We start from the raw sequence: 26,412 nt of genomic DNA, 5'->3' as shown, positions 1-26,412 counted from the left end.
CACGCCCCGGGGCCCCTCCCGCACTCCCGACCAGCGGCGGAACCCGGCGGTGACGCCCCGCACACATCCGGCGCCACTGGTGGTGCGTTCGCGCGCGCGAAAGGGCCGGGGCGTAGGGTTGCGCCCTATGAGTGGTGCGAACGACCCGTCCCCCGTCCCCTCCCCGACCCCGTCCGCCATGCGCAGGGCCCTGGCCCGCGCCCGGGACGGCAAGACCCTCGACGTCACCGAGGCAGAGGTACTCCTGCACGCCAGGGGCGAGGACCTGGACGTCCTCCTCGAACACGCCGGAAGGGTGCGCGACGCCGGGCTGGAGGCCGCGGGCCGCCCCGGGGTCGTCACCTACAGCCGCAAGGTGTTCGTCCCCCTGACCCGCCTGTGCCGCGACCGCTGCCACTACTGCACGTTCGCCACGGTGCCGGGCCGACTCGACGCCCCGTTCCTGTCGCCCGACGAGGTCCTGGACATCGCCCGACGGGGCGCCGAGATGGGCTGCAAGGAGGCCCTGTTCACGCTCGGCGACCGGCCCGAGGACCGCTGGAAGCAGGCCGCCGAGTGGCTCAACGCCCACGGCTACGACGACACCCTGTCCTACGTGCGGGCCATGGCCATCATGGTGCTGGAGGAGACCGGCCTGCTCCCGCACCTGAATCCGGGCGTGCTCACCTGGGCCGACCTCCAGCGCCTCAAGCCCGTCGCCCCCTCCATGGGGATGATGCTGGAGACCACCTCCACCCGGCTGTTCACCGAGAAGGGCCAGGCCCACTACGGCAGCCCGGACAAGGACCCGGCGGTACGGCTGCGCGTGCTGGAGGACGCCGGGCGCTCCAGCGTCCCCTTCACCACCGGCATCCTCCTGGGCATCGGTGAGAACACCGCCGAGCGCGCCGAGTCGATCTTCGCGATGCGCGGCGCCTCCCGGCGCTACGGCGGCGTCCAGGAGGTCATCGTGCAGAACTTCCGCGCCAAGCCCGCGACCGCGATGATGCACCGGCCCGACGCCGAACGCGAGGAGATGGCCGCCGCCATCGCCGTCACCCGTCTGGTCATGGGGCCCAGGGCGCACGTGCAGGCGCCGCCCAACCTCATCGGCGCCGAGCACGGGGGCGTGGACGAGTACGGGCTGATGCTGCGCGCGGGGATCGACGACTGGGGCGGGGTCTCCCCGCTCACCCCCGACCACGTCAACCCGGAGCGGCCCTGGCCGCAGATCGACGACCTCGCCGCGCGCACCGCCGCCCACGGCTTCGCCCTGCGCGAGCGGCTCACCGTCTACCCCGAGTACGTCCTGGCCGGGGAGCCCTGGCTGGACCCGCGCGTGGCCGGGCACGTGGCCGCCCTCGCCGACCCCGAGACCGGCCTGGCCCGCGAGGACGCGCCCGTGGTGGGCCGCCCCTGGCAGGAGCCCGACGCGGTGCTGGTCTCCTCCGGCCGCACCGACCTGCACACGGGGATCGACGCCGAGGGGCGCACCGCCGACCGCCGCGGCGACTTCGACGCCGTCTACGGGGACTGGGACGAGCTGCGCTCCGGCGTGGACCGCGAGGGGGCCGTGCCGCGCAGGTTCGACCCCGACATCGCGGCGGCCCTGCGCAGCGCCGAGTCCGACCCCGCGGGGCTGTCCGACGACGAGGCGCTCGCCCTGCTGCACGCCGACGGGGCCGAGCTGGAGGCGCTGACCGACCTGGCCGACCGGGTGCGCCGGGACGCGGTCGGCGACGACGTCACCTACGTCGTGACCAGGAACATCAACTTCACCAACGTCTGCTACACCGGCTGCCGCTTCTGCGCGTTCGCCCAGCGCCGCACCGACGCCGACGCCTACACGCTCTCCCTGGAGCAGGTCGCCGACCGCGCCGAGGAGGCGTGGAAGGCCGGGGCGACCGAGGTGTGCATGCAGGGCGGCATCCACCCGGACCTGCCCGGCACCGCCTACTTCGACATCGCCGCCGCCGTGCGCGAGCGCGTCCCGGACATGCACGTCCACGCGTTCAGCCCGATGGAGGTGGTCAACGGGGCGGCGCGCACCAACCTGCCGGTCCGCGAGTGGCTGCTGCGCGCCCGCGAGGCCGGGCTGGGCTCCGTGCCGGGCACCGCCGCCGAGATCCTCGACGACGAGGTCCGCTGGATCCTCACCAAGGGCAAGCTGCCCGCGGCCGAGTGGATCGACGTCATCACGTCCGCGCACGACCTGGGCATCCCCACCACGTCCACGATGATGTACGGGCACGTGGACTCGCCCAGGCACTGGGTGGCGCACATCAAGCTGCTGCGCTCCCTCCAGGAGCGGTCGGTGGAGCGCAACGGCCGCCGGGGGTTCACCGAGTTCGTCCTGCTGCCGTTCGTGCACACCAACGCGCCCATCTACCTGGCCGGGCTGGCCCGCACCGGGCCGACGGTCCGGGAGAACCGCGCCGTGCACGCCCTGGCCCGCCTGCTGCTGCACGGGCACATCGACAACATCCAGTGCTCGTGGGTCAAGCTCGCCGAGGACACCTGCCGCCAGCTGCTCTCGGGCGGGGTGAACGACGTCGGCGGCACCCTGATGGAGGAGACCATCAGCCGGATGGCCGGGTCGGGCCAGGGGTCGTTCAAGACCATCAGCGACATCCGCGCCCTGGTCGAGCCGACGGGCCGCCCCGTCCGCCAGCGCACCACGACCTACGGTCCGGTGCCGCAGGAGCGCCAGCGCGCGGCCGAGGCCAGCGACGGCGTGGCCCCCAGCGTCCGGCGCCCCTCGCTGCCGCTGGTCTAGACGCCGGAGGAGGGGGTGAAGCGCCGGGGGACGGCGCTTCACCCCCTCCTCGTGGGGGCGGCGGCCCGTCACCCGCGGGGAGTGTGTGACGGGCCGCCGGGGAGCCGCGTGTGACGGAAGGGGTGGGGACCCTCCCACGCGGCCTCGGGTCAGCAGGTGCCGACGAGCCTCCAGACGCCCCACTCGCCGGTGGTGCCCGGCTCCTCGCCGCGGGTCCACCACTGGGCGCGGTACTCCGAGCCCCCGTGGGAGACCACGTCGCCGCCGGTGTAGACGCTGTCGGCCGTCCAGGCCGCGGCGGTGCAGTCGCCGGGCTGCTCGGTGGGTTCCTCGGTCGGCTCCTCGGTGGGCCCGCCGCCGCTGCCGGGGCCGGTGGCCAGGCGCGCCGAGATGGTCTCGGCGAAGGCGTAGCCGCTGGTGGCGTCCCAGTTGATGGACCAGGTCATCACACCGCCGATGGGGCCGTACGGGGCGGCGGGGGAGAAGGAGCCGCAGTCGGTCCCGGCCTCCAGGCAGTCCAGGGCGCGCACGACCTGGCTGGGCGCCATGTACCCGCCCCCGGCGGCGGACTGCACGGCGGGCAGTCCGAGGCCCACCTGGTCCGGGCTCAGCCCCATCTCCAGCTGGATGCAGGCCAGCGCGGCGACGAAGTCCGGGGTGCCCTGGTGGTACACCTGGTCGTCGCACCCCAGCATCGAGCCGGAGTTGTAGTACTGCATGTTGACGATGGTGAGGATGTCGGAGATGTCCGACGCCAGCTTGTAGTACTCCCGGTCGGGGCTCTGGAAGTCGATGGTCTGCGGCGCCATCGTGATGATCAGGTCCGACCCGGCCCGGCCGCTCAGGTCGTGCAGGGCCTGGGACATGTACTGCGCGTTGATGCCGTGCTCCAGGTCGATGTCGACCCCGTCGAAGCCGTAGTCCTGCATCAGCTGGTACACGGTGTCGGCGAAGTTGCTCGCCTGGGTGGCGTTGGTGACGTCCACGTGGCCGCGCTCGCCGCCCACGGAGATGATGACCTTGCGGCCCTCGGCCTGGATGGCCGCGATGTCGTCGCGGAACTGCTGGTCGGTGTAGCCGCCCAGCTCGCCGCTGGCCAGGTTGAACGTGATTCCGCCGTCGAGGGTGGGGTGGTTGTCGGCGAAGGCGACGGCCACCAGGTTGTACTCGGAGGGGATCTCCGACAGCGGCATCACGGTGGAGCCGTTGTCGAAGTTGTGCCAGTACCCGGTGAGCCACTGGCCGGTCTGCTGGACCTGGGCGGAGTCGCTGTCGGACACGGTCTCGACCTCGGCGGGAGCGGGGGAGAGCTGGCTGAAACCGGCGAGGAGTCCGGCGGTCAGGAGGGCGAGGGCGCCGGTCAGCGCGGCCTTCGCGGCCCTGGGGGCCTTCCTGAGGCGGTGTTCGGGCATCGGGGGTTGCTCCTGTCGTCGAGCGGGGGTGACGAAGGGGCTCTGTGAGCCGCTAATTGTTAGGAAACTTTAAAGTTGTCACGCGGCTGCGTCAACGAAAACGGTAAGGAAAGTTTGTAGTTTTTCTGGGAGCCTCAGTGCTTTTCTCAAGCCTCAAAAGCCTCTTCAGTACCAGGAGGGACGACCGCCGCGTCCACCGCTCGTCACAGTCCGTGCGCGCCCGCGCGGGCGTTCGCGCCCCGCGGGCTCCGGTTCCCACACATTCACACGCGGCGTGCGGAACGGTCCCGGAAGGCCCCGCTTCCCACGGGGAAGGCGGCCCCGGCCCCGGCCGCCCCGCGGCTCACGAACCGTACGGACCCGTCCCCGTGTCCCGGATGTCCAGGTCCCGGCTCATCTCCTGGAACACGGCGTGGTCGATGTCGCCCTCCCGGTACATCGACACCAGCGCGTCCCTGCGCGCCTGCGTGATCTGCGCGTGCACGGCCCTGCCGCTGTCCACCCGTTCACGCGCCCGCCCGTCCGCGGCGTCCATCAGCCCCCGCACCTGCGAGACGCGCCGCGTGTACACCGCGCGCAGCGAGTCGGCGGTGCGGTCGTCCACCTCGCCCTCCCGCAGCAGCTCGTCCACCTTGCTCAGCGCGGCGCAGCTCATCTGCTCGTCCGCCCGCAGGAACTCCATCCGCCGCGCGCCCTCGCGCGCCATGCCCAGCTTGCGCAGCAGCAGCGGCAGCGTCATCCCCTGCCCCACCAGCGTCCCGAGCACCACGACCCCCGCCACGAACACCAGCGCGCCCCGCTCGGTGAACGGCTCACCGCCCAGCTCCGCGGGCAGGGACAGGGCTATCGCCAGCGACACCGCCCCGCGCATCCCGCTCCACCCGACGACCAACCGCTCCCGCAGGTCGGCGCCCTCCAGTTTCGAGAACGGCGGGATCCGGTGCAGCGGGATCACCACCAGCATCAGCCCCATGCGCAGGGCGACCGCCGTGGCCGTCGTCGCCAGCGCCACCCACACCAGGTCCAGGAAGGCGAACTGGTCCCGCACCGCCGTGACCACCGAGTCCAGCTGCAACCCCAGCACCACGAACAGCATCGACTCCAACAGCCCCACGAGGGCGCCCCAGATCGTCTGCCCGTTCACCCGCACCCGCGGCGGCAGCAGCCCCTCACCGCGCGTGCCCAGGTAGAAACCGGCGACCACCGCCGCCAGCACCCCGGAGAACCCCGCCATCTCCGCCGGGATGTAGGCCGCGAACGGCGTGATCAGCACGACCATCAGCTGGAGGGACGGATCCCGCATGCGGGTCCGCGACCACGACACCGCCAGGGCCACCACGGCGCCGTAGACCAGGCCGCCCGCCACGACCTTCACCAGCTCGACCAGGCCCTCCTCGGGTGTGAGCGGGTGCACCATGGCGGTCACGGCCAGGCTGAACAGGGTCAGCGCGACCCCGTCGTTGATGAGGGACTCGCCCTCCAGGAGGGTCAGCACCCGGCGCGGGGTGCCCACCCGCTTGAGGATCGCCGAGGCCGCCACGGCGTCGGTCGGCGCGACGGCGGCGCCCAGGGCGATCGCAGCGGGCCACCCCACCGACGGCATCAGCAGGTGGACGATCCCGGCCAGGCCGAAGGCCGTCAGCAGCGTCACCCCCACCGCCATCACCACGATGGGGCGCGCCAGCTCGCGCATGTCCTTGGGCGAGGAGAAGAACGCGGCGTTGTAGATCAGCGGGGGCAGGAACACCAGCAGGATGACCTGGGGGGAGATCGACAGCGAGTGCAGCCAGGGCACGAGCCCCAGGAGCATGCCCAGCAGCACCAGCACGACCGCGCCCGGCACCCGCAGCCGCCCCGCGACCAGCCGGCCGCAGATCACCGCGACCACGATCACCAGTGTGGCGACCACGTACTCCTCGACGGACACTCCGCACCTCCCCGCCGACCCCCGCACGCACCAGCATGGCGCTGCCGGGGCCCGCCGGCCGCCCTGACGCGCCGGTCGCCGGGGGGAGAGGCCCCCGGCGACCACCGCGTCACCGAGCGGAGGGAGCGCCGCCCGACGCGTCGCGACCGGTGCCGCCCAGTGCGGTCCCGCACCTGCGGCGGGTCGGGACCGTCCGACCCCGCTACGGGTACGGGACCGACACGAAGGAGGTCCCCCGGTCCACGCCGACGACGGTCGCGGCCGGTCCGCTAACGCACGGCGACGAAGTCCTCCGGGTCGCGCGGCGGCCTCTCCTTCGGCGCCTCGGCCGCGTGCCCCACGGCCACCGCGCCCATCGGCCGCCACTCCTCGGGCACCTCCAGCACCTCGCGCACCACGTCCGCGCAGAACATGGTCGAGGAGACCCAGGCCGACCCCAGCCCCTCCACGGCCAGCCCCACCAGCAGGTTCTGCACCCCGGCGCCCATCGCCACCAGGAACATCGACCGCTCGGCGTCGGCCCGGCGCGCGTCCGGGTAGGGGTGCGCCCCGTCGGCCACGAGGAAGGGCACCACCAGGTACGGCGCGCCGCGCAGCACGTCGCCGCGCCGCGTGCGCCGGGCGATCTGCTCCTCGCTGAACCCGTCACCGCGCAGGTCCGCCACCCACGCCGCGAGCATCGCGTCCAGCAGCCGCTTGCGCGTGTTCGCCGACTCCACCAGCACGAAGCGCCACGGCGTGGTGTGGTGCGGCGCGGGGGCCGTCACCGCCGCGGCCACCGCCCGCCGCACCGCCGCCGGATCCACCGGCGCGTCGGTGAACGAGCGCACCGTCCGCCGGGCCGGGACCACGTCCCGCGACCCGTACCGGAACAGGTCGGCCTCGGGCGTGCGGATCAGCACCGCCGCCCCCGGACCGTCCTCCTCGGTGACCAGGCCGCCCAGGCCGCTGACCACCGCGACCGGGACCCCGTTCGTCTTGCCCTTGACCAGTTCTCCCGCCCCGGCGATCTCGTCGGCCACCGCGTTGACGGTCGCCTCCATGAGGTTGCCGTGGGTGTCGGCGGTGCCGCGCAGGTCCTGCACGGCGGACAGCCCGGCGGCGCCGATGGCCACGTCGGTCTGCCCGATCCGCCACGGCCGCCCGAAGGTGTCGGACACGATCACACCGACGTTCACACCCAGGCGCTCGCGCAGCCCGGCGCGCAGCGCGCGGGCGGAGGCGTCGGAGTCCTCGGGCAGCAGCAGCACGGTGCCGGGTTCGACGTTGGAGGCGTCCACCCCCGCGGCGGCCATGACCAGCCCCTGCCGGGTCTGCATGATCCCGGTCCTGCCCGTGCGGGCCACCACTCGGACGGTCTCGGAGGCGACGGCCTCCTCCCGGTCCATCCGGCGGGCGCGGCCCTCGGCCTTGCTCACGATCTTGGAGGTGACCACGAGGATGTCCCCGTCGGCCAGCGCGGTCCCGGAGGCGGCCACCGCCTCGGCGACCAGGGCCGACAGGTCGTCGCCCGACCGCACCTCGGGGATGCCGCCGAGCCCGCGCACGCGCAGTTCGGTGCTCACTCGCCGCCTCCCCTGCTCTGCGCCAGCTCCACGGCCAGGTCCACGGCCGCCCGTGCGAGCGCCTCGGTGGTGGCGGGGTCGCTCATGTACAGGGGACGCGAGCGCACCTCGATCCCCTCCACCTCGGTGCCCGCGTCGGCCTCGTCCACCAGCCAGCCGTCCAGCAGGTCGGCGCCCAGGTGCGCGGCGACCGCGCCCGCGCTGGTCTCCACCCCGATCGCGGTCAGGCAGGCGTCGGCCATGCCGCGCACCGGCGCTCCGCCGATGATGGGGGAGACGCCCACCACGGTCTTGGCCGCCATGGCCTCGCGGATTCCGGGAACGCCCAGGACGGAGCCCACGCTGACCACCGGGTTGGACGGGGGCAGGATCACGGCGTCGGCCTCGGCGATCGCCTCCAGCACACCGGGTGCGGGCTTGGCCGTCTCGGCCCCGACGCTGACGATCTGTTCGGCGGGCAGCGCCGCGCGGTGCCGGATCCACCACTCCTGGAAGTGGATGGCCCGGCGCCCCTCGCCGTCGTCGACGACCACGTGCGTCTCGACCTGGTCGTCGGTCATCGGCAGCAGCCGCACGCCCGGGCGCCAGCGGTCGCACAGCGCCTCGGTGACCGCCGAGAGGGGGAATCCGGCGGCGAGCATCTGCGTCCGCACGATGTGGGTGGCGGTGTCGCGGTCGCCCAGACCGAACCAGGTGGGCTTCATGCCGTAGGCGGCGAGCTCCTCCTTGACGGTGAAGGACTCGTCGGTCCGGCCCCAGCCCTGCTCCTCGTTGATCCCCCCGCCGAGGGTGTACATCACCGTGTCCAGGTCCGGACAGATTCTCAGCCCGAACAGGGTGATGTCGTCACCGGTGTTGCCGATGACGGTGATGCTGTTGTCTGTGGTGTGCTCTTCGGTGGCCGACGCCACGGTTCCGAGCGCCGCCCTGAGGCCGCGGAGGAACCGCGCGCCGCCGATACCGCCAGCCGGTACGACTATCCGCATGCGTCCAAGTCTGGCAGTCTGGGGGCGTGTATGGGTCGTCTGCCCCGCCGTGGGCATGATCCGTGTGTGACCGTTCCGGTATCGGAGATCCGTGAACTCCGTGGCCGCGGTCGCCATCCCACTCTTCGGCCCCGCCCGGTGTCCCCACATCCATGCCCGGACGCGGTCGATCCACACGTGACAGCCCGACGCCGTTCCCAACGACCCGACGGCGAAGCAGCAGTAGATGGGGAACCTCTCTTGAAGAACGAAACGCTAGAACGCCTGCGCCTTCCGGGGGCCTGGGTCCTGCTTGCAGCCGCGGGCGTGCTCATGCTCTCCGGGCTCATCCAGGTGATCGTCCGATCCAGCGGCTGGCGCTCGGAGACGTCCTTCGCCTCGGCCATGTACGACGCGGGCTCCGCCAACTTCTTCGGTGTGACCATCACGATCCTGGTCGCCGTCGCCGTGGCCCTCGTGCTGACCAGCGAAAGGACCAGGGCGGGCGCCTCCCCGGTCGTGCTGACCGCGATGATCATCACCGGTGTGGGCCTGCTGTTCTGCCTGATCACGGTGATCTGCGGCTTCATCGACGCGATCAACATCGGCCACGGCTTCGCCCGGATGCTGGGGACCGTCGCCCAGGGCGCGGTGCTCGGCATCTTCGGCTTCGCCGCGCTCAAGGCCTTCAACGACCCCACCCTGGTCCCCAGGGTGGTGCGGCCGCAGAACGCCTACCCGCAGCAGTTCCCGCCCGCCACCGGCGCGCAGCAGTCCTTCGCCCAGCCGGCCTACCCGGGCCAGCCCGCCGACCCCGCCCAGAGCGCCGCCCAGCAGTACGGCGTGGACCCCGCGCAGCAGGCCTACGGTCAGCAGTACGGGACCGACCCGGTCCAGCAGCAGTACGGGACCGGCGCCCAGCAGTCCTACGGCCAGCAGTACGGCACCGACGCCTCCGGGCAGCAGTACGGGACCGACGCCCCGGCCCAGCAGTACGGGACCGACCCGGTCCAGCAGCAGTACGGCACGGGCGCCCAGCAGTCCTACGGCCAGCAGTACGGCACCGACGCCTCCGGGCAGCAGCCCGTCCAGCAGGGCTACGACGCCTCCCAGCAGTACGGCCAGCAGTACGGGGCGGACCCCGCGCAGCAGGCCTACGGTCAGCAGTACGGGACCGACCCCGTCCAGCAGCAGTACGGGACCGGCGCCCAGCAGTCCTACGGCCAGCAGTACGGCACCGACGCCTCGGGCCAGCAGGCCGCCTACGGCCAGCCGGGCGAGTACGCCTACGACCCGTCCCAGTACGCCCCGCAGAGCACCGAGCAGCAGCCCGCCTCCGGCGAGCAGGCCGCCCAGGACGCGATCCAGTACGGCTGGTACCAGGGCGCTGACCAGGGGAAGCAGGCGCAGGACACCCCGGCCGACAGCAATCTTGATCCTTTCTTTAACTCCGGTGAGAACAACGGCAACCAGACGCCCGGCCAGGGCGGGGGATCGTACGGAGGGCAGTACGGAGCGGGCACCGGATACGGCTCTGACCAGCAGGGACAGGGCGGAACCGGTGACCAGCAGGGGTGGTACGGCGGCGAGGACAAGCGCTGACCCGGCTCCGTCGGCCCGCGCTCCCCACCGCCTCGGAAGGTCGTGAATTGCGTGGTAATCCGCAGAACGGACATCACCGGGCTGCCGTTGGCGGTTCGTTACATGATATTCAGTGGATTACCACGCAGGGCGCTTGACTCTCAGCAAGCGACCCACGTGTAATTTCAAGGTGGGATTCCACCCGGCCCGGGGGACGAAAAGGGCCGGGGACATCTATGGGGGGCAACAGGAGGTGCGCATGAGCGAGGTCATCCCGCTGGCGCACGGCTCGGATGAGGATCTGGGCTGGCAGGAGCGTGCCCTGTGCGCGCAGACCGACCCGGAGGCGTTCTTCCCCGAGAAGGGCGGCTCGACGCGGGAAGCCAAGAAGGTCTGCCAGTCGTGCGAGGTACGCGCGGAGTGCCTGGAATACGCGCTGGAGCACGATGAGCGCTTCGGCATCTGGGGGGGACTCTCCGAACGCGAGCGCCGCAGGCTGAAGAAAGCCGCCGGGGGAGATTTCGATTTCCTGGCGGAGATGCTGTAGGGCCGCGTGTGAGACGCGCGTCCGGGCCGCGAGCCCGGGCGCGCGTTTTTCATGTTCGGTCCCTTCCCCGGCGCGCGGCGATTGTGTCCGCGGCGCGGCCGGGGGCTGTAATGCCCGGATATGCCGGACTCTATTCGAATGTGTGTTCGAATAGGGCTCTCCGTCGCGGTGTGAATGCTCCGATATGGTCGGCCGCAGCGGCGTGTGACGAATAGGCCCGTAATGGTGGCGAGTGGCGTAGGGTGATGTCCCGCGCGGGCCCTGTCCGGCCCCACGAGGTCACGAGGGCCGCGGTCGGCCGTGACGTCCCGCGTGCGGACCGCGTCCGGAGCGCGGTCGCGCCCGTCGGCCCCGCCCGGCCGGACCCGCGGACCCGATCGGGGCCGCGCCCCCTCCCGGAGAGAACCCACCACAGCCGTGCCTGACCAGGATTTCGCCCGACACGTCGTCACCGCGGTCATCGTCTCCCACGACGGCGCCCGCTGGCTGCCCGAGACGATGCAGGCGCTGCGCGGCCAGTCCTGGCCCGTCCAGCGGGCCGTCGCCGCCGACACCGGCAGCACCGACGACAGCGCCGAGATCCTGGCCCGGTTCCTGCCCGCCGACGCCGTCGTGGAGCTGCCCGCCGACACCGGGTACGGCGACGCCGTCCGCGCCGCCCTGGAACTGCCGCGCTCCACCAGCGCCGTACGCGGCTTCGACGAGGACGCCACCGAGTGGATCTGGCTGATCCACGACGACCTCACCCCGGACCGGGACGCGCTCGCCCACCTGCTGGACGCCGCCGACCAGGACCCCCGCGCCGCCGTCCTGGGCCCCAAGCTGCGCGACTGGTTCGACCGCCGCCTCCTGGTGGAGGCGGGCGTGACCATCGACGGCGCGGGCCGCCGCGAGACCGGCCTGGAGCAGCGCGAGTTCGACCACGGCCAGCACGACGGCACACGCCAGGTCCTGGCGGTCTCCAGCGCGGGCATGCTCGTGCGCCGTGACGTGTGGGACCGCCTCGGCGGCTTCGACCCCTCCCTGCCGCTGTTCCGCGACGACATCGACTTCTGCTGGCGGGTGGGCGGCGCCGGACTGCGCGCCGTACTCGTCACCGACGCGGTCGCCTACCACGCCGAGGCCTCCGCCCGGCGCCGCCGACCCATCTCCGCCACCCGCAACCATCCGCGCCGGGTGGACCGCCGCCACGCCGTCTTCGTGCTGCTGGCCAACCTGCCCCTGGGCGGCATGGTGGCCGCGCTGCTGCGCAACTCCGTGGCCTCGCTGCTGCGGGTGGTGGGGTACCTGCTCATCAAGCAGCCCGCCAACGCCCTGGACGAGGCCGCCGCGATCACCCTGGTCTACCTGCGGCCGCTCCGGCTGATGCGCGCCCGCTTCCGGCGCCGCCGCGACCGCCGCCGCACCTACAGCGCCATCCGGCCCTTCCTCGCGCGCGGCGTGGCCATGCGCCAGGTCCACGACGTGCTCACCGGGATCCTGTCCGGGGAGCCCGTGCGCAACACCCCCGGCCGCCACCAGGCCGTCACCGCGCCGCCCGCCGCCGAGGACGAGGACGAGATCCCCACCGACACCGCCGGCTTCGTGCGCAGCGTGCTCCTGCGGCCAGGGGTGCTGCTGGTCCTGGCCCTGGCCGCGGTGGCCCTCGTCGCCGAGCGCTCCCTGCTCCTGGGCGACCTCCTGGCGGGCGGTGCCCTGCCCCCGGTCGCGGGCGGCGCGGGCGACCTGTGGAACCTGTACCTGTCCGGCAGCCCCGACAGCGGGCTCGGCGCGGCCGACCCCGTCCCGCCCTACGTCGGACTGCTCGCCCTGCTGTCCACGCTCACCCTGGGCAAGCCCTGGCTGGCCGTCACGATCGTCCTGCTGGGCTGCGTGCCCCTGTCCGGGCTGACCGCCTACCTGCTCGCCCGCGAGGTGCTGGGCTTTCGCCCCGCACGCCTGTGGACGGCCGCGGCCTACGCGCTGCTGCCGGTGGCCACCGGCGCGGTCGCCCAGGGCCGCCTGGGTACCGCCCTGGTCCACGTCCTGCTGCCGGTGCTGGGGCTGCTGCTGGTGCGGCTGGTGTCGATGCCGCCCAAACCCTCGCGCCGCGCGGCCTGGGGAGTGGGCCTGGTCCTGACGGTCGCCACCGCGTTCGTGCCGATGGTGTGGCTCCTGTCACTGGTCACCGGTGTGCTGGTGGCCGTCGCCTTCGGCCACCTCGGCCGCCGGATCTACGTCAGCGTCGCGCTGGGCCTGGCCGTCCCGCTCGTGCTGCTGATGCCGTGGACGCTCGAACTGCTCCTGCACCCCAGCCTGTGGCTGCTGGAGGCGGGACTGCACCGCCCCGAGCTGTCGGCGCCGGGCCCGACCCCGCAGGAACTGCTCATGCTCTCGCCGGGCGGCCCCGGGACACCGCCGTTCTGGGTCACGGCCGGGTTCGCCGTGGCCGCGCTGTGCTCCCTGCTGCTGCTCCGCAACCGGATGCTGGCCGCAGCGGGGTGGTCGCTCGCCCTGTTCGGGATCCTCGTGGCCATCCTGACCAGCCGGGTGGTCGTCGAGCCCTACTACGGCGGCCCCCCGGCGCCGGTCTGGCCCGGGGTCGCCCTGACCTTCGCCGCCACGGCGGTGCTGCTGTCGGCGGCGACCGCCGCGCGCTCCTTCGGCGACATGGTGCGCCTGGGCGGACCCAGGCGGGTCTTCGCGCTCGCCGTGGGACTGCTCGCCCTGGCGACCCCCGTCTGCGCCGCGGGCGTGTGGATGTGGGAGGGCGTGCGGGGGCCGGTCACCGCGCACGCCGAACCCGTCGTCCCCGGTGCGCTGACCGGGGCCGGGGCCGTCGAGGGCGGCGGGTCCGACGGGGCGGGGACCCGGCCGCGCACCCTCGTGGTCACCGCCGACGGTGAGGGCGGCGTGGACTACCTGGTCGTGCGCGGACGCGAACCCCGTCTGGGCGAGGAGCACCTCGTGCCCGAGAGCGGGATCCGCGGGGCGATGGACCGGGCCGTGGCCGAACTCACCGTCGGCCAGGGCGGCGACCAGATGTACACCCTGGCCGACTTCGGTATCCAGTACGTGCTCTACCCGCGCCCGCGGATCAGCGGCCCCGCCGACGTCACCATGGTCGACACCCTGGACGGCACGCCGGGGCTGGAGCGGCAGTCGCTGTCGCGCCACTACGCGCTCTGGCGGCTGGCCGCCCCCACCGGCGCGCTGCGGGTGGTCTCCGAGGACGGCGTCGAAGCCGAGGTCCTCGCGGTGCGCGGGGACGCGGACGAGGTGAGCGCCCCGGTCCCCGAGGGCGGCACCGGGCGGCGGCTCGCCCTGGCCGAGGCCGCCGACAGCGGCTGGCGCGCCAGCCTGGACGGCGTCGAACTGGACCCCGTCCCCACCCAGAACGGAACCCAGGCCTGGGCGCTGCCCGTGGAGGGCGGCGACCTGCGCGTCTGGCACACCGACTACGTCCACGCGGCCTGGCTGCTCACGCAGGGGATCCTGCTCACGGTGGTCGCGGTCCTCGCCGCGCCGGGTGTGCGGACCGAGGAGGAGGCGCGGCTGATCGAGGCCACGCCCACACCCCGCCCGCGGCGGCCGGAGCGGCTGCGGCGCTCGGGGAGGCCCCGGGCGTCCTCGCGCCGGGGCTCACGCGCCAGGCCCGGCCGGTCGCGGCCCGGCGGTGAGGACTCCGGCGTGCGCGCGGACGGGGACGCCGGAGCGGACGCGCCGGAGGACGGCGTCCCGCCCGGTTCCGCGTCCGAGGAGGACACCGGCACGCTGCCCGCCGTGCGGGGCGGGGGCCGCCGCCGGGGCACCCGCGGCGTGCGCAGGGGGGAGCGGCGCCGTGGCCGGTGACCGCGGGAGGAGAGCGCGCCGGGGGAGCCCGGAGGGCGGTGTGCGGACGGCGGCCCCGCGACCGGGGGCGACGGGGGTGCACCCGTGGCCGTCACCGGTCCCGGGAACGGCGTACCCGGCAACGGTGGCCCCGGGAACGGTGTGCCGGGCGGGGGCGCCGCTCCGGGGAGCAGCAGACGAGGACACCGGGACGGCCGGGCCGACCAGGCCCGCCATGCGTCCGGTACCGAGCGGGAGGACCCGACCGTGCGACTGATCGTGGAGAACCGGTTCGCGCTGTTCGGGCTGGTCTCGCTGGCCCTGGCCGCGCTGTTCGGCGTCGCGTTCGCGACCGGGCCGATCACCGCGGAGCTGGGCGTCACCGCCCCCGGGACCGTGCGGCCCGACCACGCGGTGCGGGTGTGCCCCGCCCCGCACGAGTCGGGGGACAGCTCCGTGGCCGCCTTCGCTCCGAGGGTGAGCCGCGACGACGAGGGCGAGCTGTGGGCCGAGTCGGTTCCCGAGGCCCCCGAGGAGGACGCCGAGGACCCCGGGGACGGCGAGACCGGTGGGGACGGCCGGAACGAGGAGGACCCCGGGAACGGTGAGGCCGGTGGGGACGACGGCGGCGCGGACGGTGCCCGGGGCGGCACCGTCGGCGAGGAGCTGACCGAGCCCGGCCGCGTGTGGAACACCGACACCGCCGGAAGCGACGCCCCCACCGCCGTGCGCGCCGAGGGCTCCCTGGCCTCCGGACTCGACACCGCCCAGACCACCCTCTCCGACGGCTCGGCCACCGAGGTCCGCTGCCTCGAACCCTCCGTCGGAACCTGGTTCGCCCTCCCCGGAGGCGACGGCATCGAGGGCATGCGACTCGACGCGCTCACCGTGCACCTGGCCAACCCCGAGGACTCCCGGGCCACGGTCAGCGTGGACGTCTACACCGAGGGCGGTCCCTCCTCCTCCGAGGAGAGCAGGGGCATCGCCCTGCCCGCCGGTGCGGCGACCGAACTGGACCTGACCGAACTGGTCGGCGGAACCAGCGCCGTCGGAGTCCACGTGCGCACCAGCACGGGACGGGTCGCGGCCTCCCTGCTCGCCGAGCACTCCTCCGGCACCGCCGACTGGGTCCCGCCCACGGCTGCGCCCGCCCGGGAGCACGTGATCCCCGGCGTTCCCGGCGGCGACGGCCGTCGCCGCCTGCACGTGGCCGCGCCGGGCGACGAGCCCGTCCAGGTGCGCGTGCACACCGTCACCCCGGCCCCGGAGGACGGGCCGGACGAGACGCGGGAGGAGGACGGGCAGGAGGGGGAGGCACAGGGCGCCAGCGCCGACGACCCGCTGACCTTCAGCGTGCCCCCGGCCGCCTCCGCCTGGCTCAGCCTGGAGACCGTCCTGGCCGGGGAGCCCGGCGCGGTCGTGGTGCGGGCGGACGCGCCCGTGGTCGCCGGTGTCGCCGCCGAGGCGGTCAGCGGGGAGGGGGACGACGTCGAGGTGGTCGAGGCGGCCCACACCTCCGCGGTGCCGCCGCTCGGCTTCCCGCTGGACACCACCGCGGTCCTGCCCGACGTCCCCGAGGGCGCCGACACCGAGCTGCTCCTGACCGCCGTCGGGGGCGACGCCACCCTCATGGCCACCCCCATCGGCGCCGACGCCACCCAGGGCGACGCCGTGCGCGTGCAGGTCGCCGCCGGGACCACCACCGTGTTCGGCGGGGACGACGGCTGGCAGGCGCCTCCGGGCACCGCGCCCGAGGACGGCTACGCGGTCCGCCTGGAGGTCCTGGACGGTTCCGAGCCCGTCCACGTCGCCCGCGTGCTGCGCGGCGGCGGGGGCGGGCTGGGTGTACTGCCGGTGACGCCCGCGCCGGTGCGGGTCGAACTCCCGGTGGTACGCGACAGCATGGTGGGAGTGGTCCCCTAGCCGCGCTGACCGGGGGCCGACGCGTCCGGGCGGCCCTGAGGGGTCCCGGGCCGGCCCGGTCAGCCCTCGGGGTCCACCGACTCCGGTTCCACGCCGAGCAGGTTGGCGACCTCCTCGACGACCGTCTCGTGGACGAGGAGGGCCATCTCCTCCGGATCCTTCGTCCGGATCTCCACCGGACGCCGGTACACCACGATTCTGGCCCGGCCGGAGGGATCGGTCTCCAGGCGGGAGAAGGGGATCGCCTCGGTCAGGGGGCCGTGGGGCTCGACAGGGGGGACGTCCTCCACGAGGAAGTCGACATTGGCCAGCTCCCGCGCCCACAGGCGTTCGAGGCGTTCGACGGCGTCCAGGACAAGGTCGTCGAAGGCCTGCGCCCGGCTACGGAAAACCGGCAGGTCAGAGGGCACGAGAGGACCGCGGATGCCTCGGCCGCGGCGGTCCCGGCGCCGCACTCGGTCTGGTTGGCCACTGGAAAGGCGCACTCGTCGCACACTTCGAGACTAAGCCATCACGGGCCCCGCGCGTAGTCCCTCCCGAGGCGAAAGCGCTCACTCGCCCGAGGAGCGGGCCGCCGGACGGTGACGGGGGACGGGTCGGAGGGGGTGCGCCGACCCCCGGGAGAGCGTCGGAGGGCGGCGCGCGGAGCCCGCGGACGAGCGCGAACGGGCCAGCTCATGGAACGATGCTGGCGTGTCCCTCAGTAAAGGCATACAGTCGAACGCTGTGAGCCCTGTTCGACGCTGCTCCCGTACCGCCTGCAGACAGCCTGCCGTCTTCACGCTCACGTACGTCTACGCGGACTCGACGGCCGTCCTCGGCCCGCTCGCCGCCTACGTGGAACCGCACTGCTACGACCTCTGCGCCGTGCACGCCGACCGGCTGACGGCACCGCGCGGCTGGGAGGTCGTCCGACTCCCGGTCGAGACGACGGGCGGCGGCCCGGGCAGCGACGACCTGGAGGCCCTCGCCGACGCCGTACGTGAGGCGGCCCGCCCGCCTGCCCGCAAGGACCCCTCCGACGAGATCGGCGAGGGGACCGGGACTCTGCGCCGGGGGCACCTGCGCGTGGTCAGATCCGATCCGGGGCGCGGCGAACAGCAGCCCCCCCGGCACTCCGGCGGGTAGACGACGCCGCCCCCGCCGCGGCGGGGAGCCGCCCGGGCCCGAACCGGCGGTGGTGCGGGGGTTCACGGGGACGCCTTGCTAGTTTTGTACCGCGCGCGGCCCGGCCGCGCGGGACCGAACCCAAGCAGGACCGACCTGGCCGGAGAAGACGTGGCTGACCTCGCAAGCATCTTCAAGGCATACGACGTGCGGGGCGTGATCCCCGACACCTTCAACGCCGACATCGCGCGGGCGATCGGAGCGGCCTTCGCCCGTGTGGTCGGCGGGGAGGCCGTGGTGGTCTCCCACGACATGCGCCCCTCCTCGCCCGAGCTGGCCACCGCCTTCGCCGAGGGCGTCACCGGCCAGGGCCTGGACGTGGTCTTCGCCGGGCTCGGCTCCACCGACCTGCTCTACTACGGTTCGGGCCACCTGGACCTGCCCGGCGCCATGTTCACCGCCAGCCACAACCCCGCCGAGTACAACGGCATCAAGATGTGCCGGGCCGGGGCCGCGCCCATCAGCGGCGAGACGGGCCTGGACGAGATCCGCCGCCTGGCCGAGGAGATCCTGGAGGGGGGAGCGCCCGCCCACGACGGCCCCGCGGGAACGGTCACGCACCGCGACCTGCTGGCGGGGTACGCGGACTACCTGCGCGAACTGGTCGACCTCTCGGGCGTCCGCCCGCTCAGGGTCGCGGTGGACGCGGGCAACGGCATGGGCGGCCACACGGTCCCCGCCGTCCTGGAGGGCCTGCCGCTGGAGGTCGTCCCCCTCTACTTCGAGCTGGACGGCACCTTCCCCAACCACCCGGCCAACCCCCTGGACCCCGACAACCTGGTGGACCTCCAGGCGAAGGTCCGCGAGACCGGCGCCGACATCGGCCTGGCCTTCGACGGCGACGCCGACCGCTGCTTCGTCGTGGACGAGAACGGCGACGCCGTTCCGCCCTCGGCCGTCACCGCCCTGGTGGCCGCCCAGGAGCTGGAGCGCGAGCCGGGCGCCACGATCATCCACAACCTCATCACCTCCCAGGCCGTGCCCGAGATCGTCCGCGAGAACGGCGGCAAGCCCGTCCGCACCCGGGTCGGGCACTCCTTCATCAAGGCCACCATGGCCGAGACGGGCGCGATCTTCGGCGGGGAGCACTCCGCCCACTACTACTTCCGCGACTTCTGGCGCGCCGACACCGGTATGCTCGCCGCGATGCACGTCCTGCGGGTGCTGGGCAACGACGACCGCCCCCTCTCCCGGATCGCCGAGGCCTACTCGCGCTACGCCGGGTCCGGGGAGGTCAACTCCAAGGTCGCCGACGCCCCCGGGCGGATGGCCGCGGTACGCGAGGCCTTCGCCGGGCGGGACGGCGTCACCGTCGACGAACTCGACGGCCTGACCGTCTCCCTCCCCGACGGGTCGTGGTTCAACGTGCGCGCCTCCAACACCGAACCGCTGCTGCGGCTCAACGTCGAGGCCCCCGACGAGGCGTCCATGGCCGGTCTGCGCGACGAGGTCCTGGCCATCGTCCGCGCCTGACCAGGCATCATGGGGGCAGAGGGACACCCCACTGCAGAGGAACGAGGACATGAGCACGAAGATCGACGGCTGGCTGCTGGAGATCCTGGCCTGCCCGCAGAGCCAGGCCCCGCTGCGCCACGACCCCGAGACCGACGAGCTGGTCTGCGACGAGAGCGGCCTGGCCTACCCCATCCGGGACGGCATCCCGGTCCTGCTGGTCGACGAGGCGCGAAAAATCGGGTGAGACCGGGAACGCCCCGGGCGTTCCAGCAGTCATAACGGTTGCGCCGGGGTAACGGGGCACGACGGGACGCACCACCGCGTTCCCCGCAACCCGTACCCTGGTGCTGCGCGCCCCCTCACCCCTAATCTCCCGGAGGACACCGATGCCCGGTCCCGAACCGCTACTGCCGAGCGACCCCTCCTCGTTCGGCGAGTACAGCGTGACAGGGCGGCTGGGCAAGGGCGGCCAGGGAATCGTCTACCTCGCCGAGGACTCCGGCGGCGAGCAGTACGCGGTCAAGGTCCTCAACGACCAGTGGTCGCGCGACAGCGACCTGCGCAAGCGGTTCGAGAAGGAGGTCCGTGCGGCGCAGAAGGTCGCCTCCTTCTGCACCGCCGCGATCATCGACGCCCGGCTCGACGGCGACCCGCCCTACGTGGTCAGCGAGTTCGTACCGGGCAAGGACCTCCAGGAGACCATCGCCAAGGGCGCCACCCAGAAGGGCTCCACCCTCCAGCGGCTCGCCATCACCACCGCCACCGCCCTGGTCGCCATCCACAAGGCGGGCATCGTCCACCGCGACTTCAAGCCCGGCAACGTGCTGATCGGCCCGGACGGCCCCCGCGTCATCGACTTCGGCATCGCCCGGATCGACGACGGCACCGCCACCATGACCAACTCGATCGTCGGCACGCCCTCCTACATGGCGCCCGAGCAGATCGAGGGCCGCGACATCACCGACAAGTGCGACATCTTCGCCTGGGGCTGCGTCATCGCCTTCGCCTCCACCGGGCGGGCGCCGTTCGGCTCCGACACCGTCCCGGCGGTCGTCCACCGCGTGGTCAGCGCGCCCCCGGACCTGACCGGCATGGACGAGGCCCTGCGTCCGATCGTCGAGTCCTGCCTGGACAAGAACCCGGACAACCGGCCCAACGCCCAGACGCTCCTCATGCGCCTGCTGGGCCACGAGGGCCCCGAGGCCTCCGGCCCCTCCACCGACGACGCCGTCAAGCAGGGCGAGCAGATCGCCCAGACCGGCCTGTTCACCGGCGCCCAGATGCCCTACCGGCCGCACACCGGGCCGCAGCAGCCGCACAGCGGCCCGCAGGCGGGCGCCGCGGGGTACGCGCAGCCCGGTGCCTCCAACCCCCGTCCGGGCATGCCGGGGCACCCCATGGGCTCCGACCCCCGCCACGGCTTCGTCCACCCCGGCACCTCCAACCCCAGGCCCGGAATCCCCGGCCACCCGGGCACGTCCAACCCGCGCCCGGGCGCCCCCGCCTACCCGCCCCCGCCGCCCGGCATGCCCCACGGCCTGCACGCGGGCGCCAACCCCATGGCCACGGGCATGAACCCCAACCAGACCTACGCCCGCCCCGGCGCGCAGCAGCCCATGCCGCGCCCCGTCGAGCAGAACTCGGTGCTCCAGCAGAGCTGGGTGATCCCGGCGGTGCTCATCACCATCGTGATCCTGCTGCTTGTGCTGCTCCTGCTGGCCATCAGCGGCTGATCCCCGGCCACCAGCGGCGCTGACCGCTCAGACCCGGGTGAGCTCGTTCATGGCCCGGGACACGGCCTCGTCCACGAGGTCGCGCACCTGGGGCCAGCGGTCGTCCACACAGTCCGTGGGCATCACGGTCACGCTGTCGGTGCCGGACATGCCCAGCGCGTCGCGCGCCCCCTCCGGGGTGGTCAGGCGCGCGTCCGCGGTGACCGCGAGCACCCCCGTCCGGGGACGGCCCACCTCTTGGACCACCACGAACAGCGACAGGGACGCCCCGCCCACCGTCAGCTCCAGCGCCGTCCACCAGTGCGCGGCCCCCGGCGTGAGCAGGTTGCGGACCACCACCTCCGAGGCGGTTCCGGGCTCGGAGTCGTCCGAACCGCCCGAGTACACCGACGTGCGCGCCGCGGGGTCCAGCGCCCGCAGGATCATGGCCAGCGAGCTCCGGCGCGAGCGCACGTAGTCCAGGACGCGGCGGCGCGTCACCGCCGCCAGCGGCGACACGGGGGAGCGGGGTTCGGGGACGTGCTCGGGGGTCCAGCTCAGCTCGTCGAGCAGCGTGCCGGTCACCAGGCGCGCGAAGTGGCGGACCATCCCGGCCAGGCGCTCGTCGGCGTCGCGCCCGCTCCACGGCGGCGCCAGGGGATCGGGCAGCAGCGGTGGGAAGTCCGCCCGCCGCAGCACCAGGGACGCCAGCAGCCACGGCAGCGCCCACGCGTGCGTGCCCCCGGGGCGCTCGGGGTCCAGCTCGGCCAGCACCGCCACGGCCTCGGCGTAGACCTGGGCGGCGCGCACCACCGGATGGGCGGGCACCGAGGCGGCCCGCGCCAGCCGCAGCGCCTGCTCGGAGTCCACCGGGCGCTGGGGAGAGCGCGCCGGGCAGTCCTCGGGCAGGTTCCTGGCGCGCTCGGCCAGCTCCAGGACGAACGCGGCGGTCAACTGACGCCCTGAGGCCCCGTCCGCCGCGGCGGAGACCACCAGCTCCTCCAGGGCGGGCCCGCCGCCCAGCGCCCGCACCCGGCGGCCGGTCAGCTCGCGCCGCGCCGCGTCCCTGGCCCGTCGGGGCTGGCTCTGCCGGTGCTGGGCCCAGATGGCCCGCAGCCGGTCGACGTCCATGAGGTCCTCGCGCACCAGGGCCGGAATCCGGTCCAGGTCCGCACCGCAACGTAGGGTATCCACGTGTCTTCCGTAGCCAGTGGACAGTTGGCCAAAACCTGTCTCGGGCCCCGACCTGTGGCCGCTACCGGACGCGTCGGAGCGTAAACCGGGAGTGTTCAGGGGCGGCGGCCGTGCAGCAGCCGCATCGCCTTCTGCTTCTCGAAGTCCAGCGCGCGGGCGGGCGCCGCGGCGAGCCTGCCCAGGCGCTCCCCGTGCGAGCGCACCCGCGCCAGCACCTCGGGCTCGGCCAGCACCCGCAGGGCGAAGGCCAGCGCGGCGGGCGGAATGTCGAACTCGCGCTCCAGCTCCAGGCCCACCGCGATCGTGCGCAGGTCCTCCTCCGTGAACCGGCGGTGCCGGTGCCCGCGCCCGGTGGGCTGCTCCTGGGTACGGGGCAGTAGGCCCAGGCCCTCGCGGTAGCGCAGCATCCGCGCGGTGGTGCCCACACGGTCGGCGGCCGCGGAGATCGGCACGGGGCCGCGCGGCCGGAGGTCGGAGGGGGTCGGGTCGTCGTCGAGGGCGGCCATGCACGCGACCCTAACCGACCCTCCCCGCCAAGGAGCGCGAACCTGACGGTGAAATGTCAATTTCGCACGGTGATCCCGGTCGCGGCCCTAGAATCGGGTGCGCCACGACCATCACGAGTGAGGAACGCATGGCTTTCGACTTCAAGGTCGCCGATCTCTCCCTGGCCGCCTTCGGACGCGACGAGATCCGGCTCGCCGAGCACGAGATGCCCGGCCTCATGGCCACCCGCGCCGAGTACGGGGACAGCAAGCCCCTCCAGGGCGCGCGCATCATGGGCTCGCTGCACATGACCGTCCAGACCGCGGTCCTCATCGAGACCCTGGTCGCCCTGGGCGCCGAGGTGCGCTGGGTCAGCTGCAACATCTTCTCCACCCAGGACCACGCCGCCGCCGCGGTCGTCGTCGGCCCCGACGGCACCGCCGAGGACCCCAAGGGTGTGCCGGTCTTCGCCTGGAAGGGCGAGACCCTGGAGGAGTACTGGTGGTGCACCGAGCAGGCGCTGACCTGGCCGGGCGCCGAGGGCCCCAACATGATCCTGGACGACGGCGGCGACGCCACCATGCTCGTCCACAAGGGCGCCGAGTACGAGAAGGCGGGCGCGGTCCCCGACCCCGACAGCGCCGACAGCGAGGAGATGGGCGTCGTGCTGCGCCTGCTCAGCGCCAGCCTGGAGCGCGACAACACCAAGTGGACCCGGATCGCCGAGCGGATCCAGGGCGTCACCGAGGAGACCACCACCGGTGTCCTGCGCCTGTACGAGATGCGCCGCGAGGGCACCCTGGCCTTCCCCGCGATCAACGTCAACGACTCGGTCACCAAGAGCAAGTTCGACAACAAGTACGGCATCCGCCACTCGCTGCCTGACGGCATCATGCGCGCCACCGACGTGCTCATCGGCGGCAAGGTCGCCGTGGTGTGCGGTTACGGCGACGTCGGCAAGGGCGCGGCCGAGGCCCTGCGCGGCCAGGGCGCCCGCGTGGTCGTCACCGAGATCGACCCGATCAACGCCCTCCAAGCCGCCATGGACGGCTACCAGGTCACGCTCCTGGAGGACGTGCTGGAGACCGGTGACATCTTCATCACCACCACCGGCAACTTCAACGTGATCATGGCCGACCAGATCACCCGCATGAAGCACCAGGCGATCGTCGGCAACGTCGGCCACTTCGACAACGAGATCGACATGGCGGGCCTGGCCAGGGTCCCCGGCGTGGTCAAGAAGGAGATCAAGCCGCAGGTCCACGAGTGGACCTTCCCCGACGGCAAGTCCGTCCTGGTGCTCTCCGAGGGCCGCCTGCTCAACCTGGGCAACGCCACCGGCCACCCCAGCTTCGTGATGTCCAACAGCTTCACCAACCAGGTCATCGCGCAGATCGAGCTGTTCACCAAGCCCGACGAGTACCCGACCGACGTGTACACGCTGCCCAAGATCCTCGACGAGAAGGTCGCCCGGCTGCACCTGGACGCGCTCGGCGTCAAGCTGACCCAGCTCACCAAGGAGCAGGCCGCCTACATCGGCGTGGACGTCACGGGCCCCTTCAAGCCCGACCACTACCGCTACTAGGCAGCACATGACACTCCCCTCCCACCAGGTGGCGGACCTCGGCCTCTCCGGGGCCGGGGTCCGCCGCGTGGACTGGGCCGAGCGCTCCATGCCCGTGCTGCGCAGCGTGCGCGAGCGCTTCGCCGCCGAACGCCCCCTGGACGGCCTGCGCGTGGCCGCGTGCCTGCACGTGACCGCCGAGACCGCCAACCTGCTGCGGGCCCTGCGCGCGGGCGGGGCGAACGTGTGGTTGGCGGCGTCCAACCCGCTGTCCACCCAGGACGACACCGCCGCCGCCCTGGTCACCGAGTACGGGGTCTCCGTCCACGCGTGGGCCGGAATGGACCCGGCGGCCTATGACCGGAACCTGGTCACGGTCCTGGAGTCGCGGCCGCACCTGCTGCTCGACGACGGGTGCGACCTGGTCAACACGGCCCACCTGGCCCGCCCCGACCTCCTCGACGGCGTGCTGGGCGGCTGCGAGCAGACCACCACCGGCGTGATCCGGCTGCGCCGGATGAGCGCCGAGGGCGAACTGCGGCTGCCCATGGTCGCGGTCAACGACACCGCCACCAAGCGCATGTTCGACAACCGGTACGGCACCGGCCAGTCCACCATCGACGGCATCCTGCGGGCCACCAACGCGCTGCTCGCCGGGCGCACGGTGGTCGTCGCCGGGTTCGGCTACTGCGGGCGGGGCCTGGCCGAGCGCGCCCGCGGCATGGGCGCCCGCGTGGTCGTCACCGAGGTCGACCCGGTCAAGGCCCTGGACGCGGTCATGCAGGGCTACACCGTCACCACCATGGAGGAGGCGGCCCCCGCCGGGGACGTGTTCGTCACCGTCACCGGCAACCGCGACGTCGTCCGCGCCGAGCACCTGGACCTGATGAAGGACGGCGCGATCCTGGCCAACTCCGGCCACTTCGACCTGGAGATCGACCTGAACGCCCTGGAGGGCCGGGCCGTGGAGGTCAACCGGGGCGTGCGCGAGCAGGCCGACGAGTACGTGCTGGCCGACGGGCGCCGCCTGCTCCTGCTGTCCGAGGGACGCCTGGTCAACCTCGGCGCCGCCGAGGGGCACCCGGCGGCCGTGATGGACCTGTCCTTCGCCGTGCAGGCCCTGACCACGGCCTGGCTGGCCCGCAACGCCTCCGACCTGGAGCCGGGCGTGGTGGAGGTGCCGGCGGAGACCGACACCGAGGTGGCCCGGCTCGAACTGGCAGCGCTGGGGGTGCGCATCGACGCGCTCACCCCCGGGCAGGAGGCCTACCTGCGCTCCTGGCACGCCTGACGGGCGCTCCCGCGCCCGACCGGTCGCCTCAGGCCGCGCTCAGCGTGGTCGCGGCCGGAGCGGGAAGCCGCCGCGCCCAGCCGCGCCAGCAGCTCCCGCGCGCCTGGGCTCAGCGGGAGGAGTGCGGGCCGTACCACTGCTGTCGGGGGCCGCCCTGCGGGTGCCCGGGCTGGGTGCGCTGGGCGGCCGCCTCGTGGCGGCGCCGGCGCTCGGCGAGCACCGCGGCCAGGAAGTAGGGCGGTGTGGTCCCCGGCGGCGGGGGCGGGCTGATCTGCGCGGCCACCGTGTCGGCCAGCCGGACGCCCATCTCGTGGCGGGTGTGCTCGGCCAGCTCCCCGTACCGGAGCACGTACTGGCGCGCCGCCGCCGCGGTCTCCGGGGACAGCCGCGACAGCTCGGTGTTGGCCGCCCAGGCCGCCAGGTGCGGGGGCATCGGGATGACCTCCTCGCGCGGCCTGCCGCCGCGCTCCTCCACCACCATCGTCCCGGCCACGAAGTCGCCCACGCGGCGGCCGTCGCGGTTGATCATCGACGTGATCAGCGCGACCACGCCGCTCGTCAGCCAGATCTCCACGAACGCGGCCAGCGCCCGGCCCAGCGCCTGACGGAACCGCTCGGGGGAGCCGTCGGTGCCGACCACGCGCAGGCCCAGGGCCATCTTGCCCAGGGAACGTCCCCGGCTCACGGTCTCGAAGACGGCCGGGTAGCCGACCAGGATCAGGATCACGCTCGACAGCGACACGGCCGCGGTGATCGCGGGGTCCAGGCCCCTGCCGATCCAGGTGACCAGGACGCTCAGCGCGATCAGGGCGATGACCTGGACCAGGGCGTCGATGGCCAGAGCCGCGGCCCTGGTGGCGAAACCGGCCGGACGCAGGTCCAGGACCACGGCGTCACCCGTGACCAGGGGTGTCACGCCGTACACGTCGGCGCGGGCGTCGCCGTTGCCGGGATAGGACACCAGCACTCGCTCCCTCGGGACTGTCTGAAACCGTCGTCCCGACACTACCCGGCACACGGGACGGCTGTTCGCGGCGGAGTCGGGAGCGCACCCGGAC

The 26,412-nt window shown here is 73.4% G+C and carries 19 protein-coding genes; 11 read left to right on the top strand and 8 right to left on the bottom strand.

The window, feature by feature from the left end; genetic code table 11:
* Positions 1-127 precede the first annotated feature (127 nt).
* Positions 128-2,755, top strand: a complete 2,628-nt coding sequence (locus G011_RS0108650) for a bifunctional FO biosynthesis protein CofGH (protein ID WP_081642942.1) — start codon at positions 128-130, stop codon at positions 2,753-2,755.
* Between the two features lie 149 nt (positions 2,756-2,904).
* On the opposite strand, the gene G011_RS0108645 is transcribed toward G011_RS0108650, so the two are convergent.
* The 4 genes from G011_RS0108645 to cofD form a co-directional block, all read right to left on the bottom strand.
* Positions 2,905-4,167: a glycosyl hydrolase family 18 protein gene (locus G011_RS0108645; protein ID WP_019608118.1), complete on the bottom strand. Its 1,263-nt coding sequence runs from the start codon at positions 4,165-4,167 to the stop codon at positions 2,905-2,907.
* A 343-nt stretch (positions 4,168-4,510) separates the two neighbouring features.
* On the bottom strand, positions 4,511-6,094 hold the full coding sequence (locus G011_RS0108640) for a Na+/H+ antiporter (RefSeq protein ID WP_019608117.1): 1,584 nt from the start codon (positions 6,092-6,094) through the stop codon (positions 4,511-4,513).
* Between the two features lie 269 nt (positions 6,095-6,363).
* Entirely contained in the window at positions 6,364-7,659 is a 1,296-nt protein-coding gene (locus G011_RS0108635; protein ID WP_019608116.1) for a coenzyme F420-0:L-glutamate ligase, read from the bottom strand.
* Positions 7,656-8,645, bottom strand: a complete 990-nt coding sequence (cofD, locus tag G011_RS0108630; protein WP_026338147.1) for a 2-phospho-L-lactate transferase — start codon at positions 8,643-8,645, stop codon at positions 7,656-7,658. The genes G011_RS0108635 and cofD overlap by 4 nt, the downstream gene beginning before the upstream one ends.
* A gap of 240 nt (positions 8,646-8,885) precedes the next feature.
* On the opposite strand from cofD, the gene G011_RS32850 reads away from it, so the two are divergent.
* The 4 genes from G011_RS32850 (at position 8,886) to G011_RS0108610 (ending at position 16,485) form a co-directional block, all read left to right on the top strand.
* Positions 8,886-10,226: a hypothetical protein gene (locus G011_RS32850; RefSeq protein WP_026338146.1), complete on the top strand. Its 1,341-nt coding sequence runs from the start codon at positions 8,886-8,888 to the stop codon at positions 10,224-10,226.
* Positions 10,227-10,464: 238 nt separating this feature from the next.
* The gene (locus G011_RS0108620) at positions 10,465-10,752 is read left to right on the top strand and encodes a WhiB family transcriptional regulator (RefSeq protein ID WP_013154770.1); all 288 of its coding nucleotides are present in this window, start codon (positions 10,465-10,467) and stop codon (positions 10,750-10,752) included.
* 417 nt (positions 10,753-11,169) lie between these two features.
* Positions 11,170-14,583, top strand: a complete 3,414-nt coding sequence (locus G011_RS0108615; protein WP_019608114.1) for a glycosyltransferase family 2 protein — start codon at positions 11,170-11,172, stop codon at positions 14,581-14,583.
* Between the two features lie 246 nt (positions 14,584-14,829).
* Complete coding sequence (locus G011_RS0108610; RefSeq protein ID WP_019608113.1) at positions 14,830-16,485, top strand: DUF5719 family protein; 1,656 nt, start codon at positions 14,830-14,832, stop codon at positions 16,483-16,485.
* A gap of 59 nt (positions 16,486-16,544) precedes the next feature.
* Here the strand turns inward: G011_RS0108610 and G011_RS0108605 are convergent, their stop codons facing one another.
* Positions 16,545-16,940: a metallopeptidase family protein gene (locus G011_RS0108605; RefSeq protein WP_026338145.1), complete on the bottom strand. Its 396-nt coding sequence runs from the start codon at positions 16,938-16,940 to the stop codon at positions 16,545-16,547.
* A gap of 271 nt (positions 16,941-17,211) precedes the next feature.
* On the opposite strand from G011_RS0108605, the gene G011_RS0108600 reads away from it, so the two are divergent.
* From G011_RS0108600 to G011_RS0108585, 4 genes are all read left to right on the top strand, one after another.
* Entirely contained in the window at positions 17,212-17,613 is a 402-nt protein-coding gene (locus G011_RS0108600) for a DUF3499 domain-containing protein (RefSeq protein ID WP_026338144.1), read from the top strand.
* 150 nt (positions 17,614-17,763) lie between these two features.
* Positions 17,764-19,125, top strand: a complete 1,362-nt coding sequence (locus tag G011_RS0108595) for a phosphomannomutase/phosphoglucomutase (protein WP_019608110.1) — start codon at positions 17,764-17,766, stop codon at positions 19,123-19,125.
* Between the two features lie 49 nt (positions 19,126-19,174).
* Positions 19,175-19,351 (top strand): Trm112 family protein, encoded by a 177-nt coding sequence (locus tag G011_RS31025; protein ID WP_013154764.1) that lies wholly within the window; start codon positions 19,175-19,177, stop codon positions 19,349-19,351.
* A 142-nt stretch (positions 19,352-19,493) separates the two neighbouring features.
* Positions 19,494-20,840, top strand: coding sequence for a serine/threonine-protein kinase (locus G011_RS0108585; protein WP_019608109.1), 1,347 nt, complete (start codon positions 19,494-19,496; stop codon positions 20,838-20,840).
* 27 nt (positions 20,841-20,867) lie between these two features.
* Here G011_RS0108585 and G011_RS0108580 read toward each other — a convergent pair whose 3' ends face one another.
* Both G011_RS0108580 and G011_RS0108575 read right to left on the bottom strand, forming a co-directional pair.
* Positions 20,868-22,013 carry a hypothetical protein gene (locus tag G011_RS0108580; RefSeq protein WP_026338143.1) on the bottom strand — a complete coding sequence of 382 codons (1,146 nt, stop codon included), beginning with the start codon at positions 22,011-22,013 and terminating at the stop codon, positions 20,868-20,870.
* Between the two features lie 95 nt (positions 22,014-22,108).
* Positions 22,109-22,519 carry a MerR family transcriptional regulator gene (locus tag G011_RS0108575; RefSeq protein ID WP_019608107.1) on the bottom strand — a complete coding sequence of 137 codons (411 nt, stop codon included), beginning with the start codon at positions 22,517-22,519 and terminating at the stop codon, positions 22,109-22,111.
* A gap of 128 nt (positions 22,520-22,647) precedes the next feature.
* On the opposite strand from G011_RS0108575, the gene ahcY (G011_RS0108570) reads away from it, so the two are divergent.
* The gene (gene ahcY, locus G011_RS0108570; protein WP_019608106.1) at positions 22,648-24,084 is read left to right on the top strand and encodes an adenosylhomocysteinase; all 1,437 of its coding nucleotides are present in this window, start codon (positions 22,648-22,650) and stop codon (positions 24,082-24,084) included.
* Between the two features lie 7 nt (positions 24,085-24,091).
* Positions 24,092-25,354, top strand: a complete 1,263-nt coding sequence (gene ahcY, locus G011_RS0108565) for an adenosylhomocysteinase (protein ID WP_019608105.1) — start codon at positions 24,092-24,094, stop codon at positions 25,352-25,354.
* A 109-nt stretch (positions 25,355-25,463) separates the two neighbouring features.
* Here the strand turns inward: ahcY (G011_RS0108565) and G011_RS0108560 are convergent, their stop codons facing one another.
* Positions 25,464-26,321 (bottom strand): RDD family protein, encoded by an 858-nt coding sequence (locus G011_RS0108560; RefSeq protein ID WP_019608104.1) that lies wholly within the window; start codon positions 26,319-26,321, stop codon positions 25,464-25,466.
* Positions 26,322-26,412: the final 91 nt, after the last annotated feature.

The sequence above is a fragment of the Nocardiopsis sp. CNS-639 genome (assembly GCF_000381685.1).
Lineage (GTDB): Bacteria > Actinomycetota > Actinomycetes > Streptosporangiales > Streptosporangiaceae > Nocardiopsis > Nocardiopsis dassonvillei.
This window is presented reverse-complemented; position numbering and strand designations above follow the sequence as displayed.

Coding starts and splice junctions, on each gene's coding strand:
- G011_RS0108645 (WP_019608118.1), bottom strand. CDS start 4,167: ATGCCCGAACACCGCCTCAGGAAGGCCCCCAGGGCCGCGAAGGCCGCG.
- G011_RS0108650 (WP_081642942.1), top strand. CDS start 128: ATGAGTGGTGCGAACGACCCGTCCCCCGTCCCCTCCCCGACCCCGTCC.
- ahcY (WP_019608105.1), top strand. CDS start 24,092: ATGACACTCCCCTCCCACCAGGTGGCGGACCTCGGCCTCTCCGGGGCC.
- cofD (WP_026338147.1), bottom strand. CDS start 8,645: ATGCGGATAGTCGTACCGGCTGGCGGTATCGGCGGCGCGCGGTTCCTC.
- ahcY (WP_019608106.1), top strand. CDS start 22,648: ATGGCTTTCGACTTCAAGGTCGCCGATCTCTCCCTGGCCGCCTTCGGA.
- G011_RS31025 (WP_013154764.1), top strand. CDS start 19,175: ATGAGCACGAAGATCGACGGCTGGCTGCTGGAGATCCTGGCCTGCCCG.
- G011_RS0108585 (WP_019608109.1), top strand. CDS start 19,494: ATGCCCGGTCCCGAACCGCTACTGCCGAGCGACCCCTCCTCGTTCGGC.
- G011_RS0108575 (WP_019608107.1), bottom strand. CDS start 22,519: ATGGCCGCCCTCGACGACGACCCGACCCCCTCCGACCTCCGGCCGCGC.
- G011_RS0108620 (WP_013154770.1), top strand. CDS start 10,465: ATGAGCGAGGTCATCCCGCTGGCGCACGGCTCGGATGAGGATCTGGGC.